Origin of the sequence: Tersicoccus solisilvae (assembly GCF_014643255.1) — a bacterium.
Lineage (GTDB): Bacteria > Actinomycetota > Actinomycetes > Actinomycetales > Micrococcaceae > Tersicoccus > Tersicoccus solisilvae.
In genome coordinates, this window is record NZ_BMJI01000071.1 from 1 (window position 1) to 617 (window position 617).

The 617-nt window shown below is 54.5% G+C and carries 2 protein-coding genes; both read right to left on the reverse strand.

The features are described 5' to 3' along the window. Positions 1 to 159: 159 nt before the first annotated feature. On the reverse strand, positions 160 to 417 hold the full coding sequence (locus tag IEX22_RS16285) for a YheU family protein (RefSeq protein WP_100143165.1): 258 nt from the start codon (positions 415 to 417) through the stop codon (positions 160 to 162). Beyond that, positions 401 to 617: hypothetical protein (locus IEX22_RS16290; RefSeq protein WP_229660110.1), on the reverse strand; the 217-nt coding region annotated here is incomplete at its 5' end. The genes IEX22_RS16290 and IEX22_RS16285, both read right to left, overlap by 17 nt.

The window sequence follows — 617 nt, forward strand, 5'->3', positions numbered from 1 at the left end:
GTGGTAGTCGTGGTTCCGGCACCCGATGAACCTGTCACTGCGATAATTGGATGTTTTGCAGACATTTTTCCTACCTATTTCAAAGAACTTGAGCCACGGGCTAACGATCGGTGGGTTAACCTTTGGTTAACTACTTATAAAGGAATGCAGGGGGGCGGGTCAATCATGGGTAAGTGGAGTTCGGCGCATGATCTCCTCGCGGGAGCGGATCGCAATGGACTCATCGTCTTCACCAAATTCGACCAGCAAATGCCCGCTCTTGAGCGCCAGGCGGCACTTGCCGATGGCCTGCTCCAACGCTTCGTCACCCAAGGCATCGAAGCTGCCATCTTCTACCTGAGAGAGCAGGTATTCCTTAATCAGGTTGTCCAGGGTGTCCTTGGGCAGTTGCAGCAGGGATTCATAGGGTATCAGCATGAGTTGACTCCGTTAGATAACGCAGCAATCGCTGCTCCAGATAATAGCGTGGTCGCCATGGTGTGCCGCCCTCGATAAAGCCCACATGGCCGCCATTGGCATGCAGTTCATACTCGACGCAGGCGGGCAGATGCGCCAATGAAGGGATTACGGCGTCCGTCATAAACGGGTCGTCTGCGGCATGCAGAATCAGGGTCGGC

What these genes read in the sequence shown, in the direction of transcription:
- IEX22_RS16285 (WP_100143165.1), bottom strand. Translation starts at nt 417, where the DNA reads ATGCTGATACCCTATGAATCCCTGCTGCAACTGCCCAAGGACACCCTG.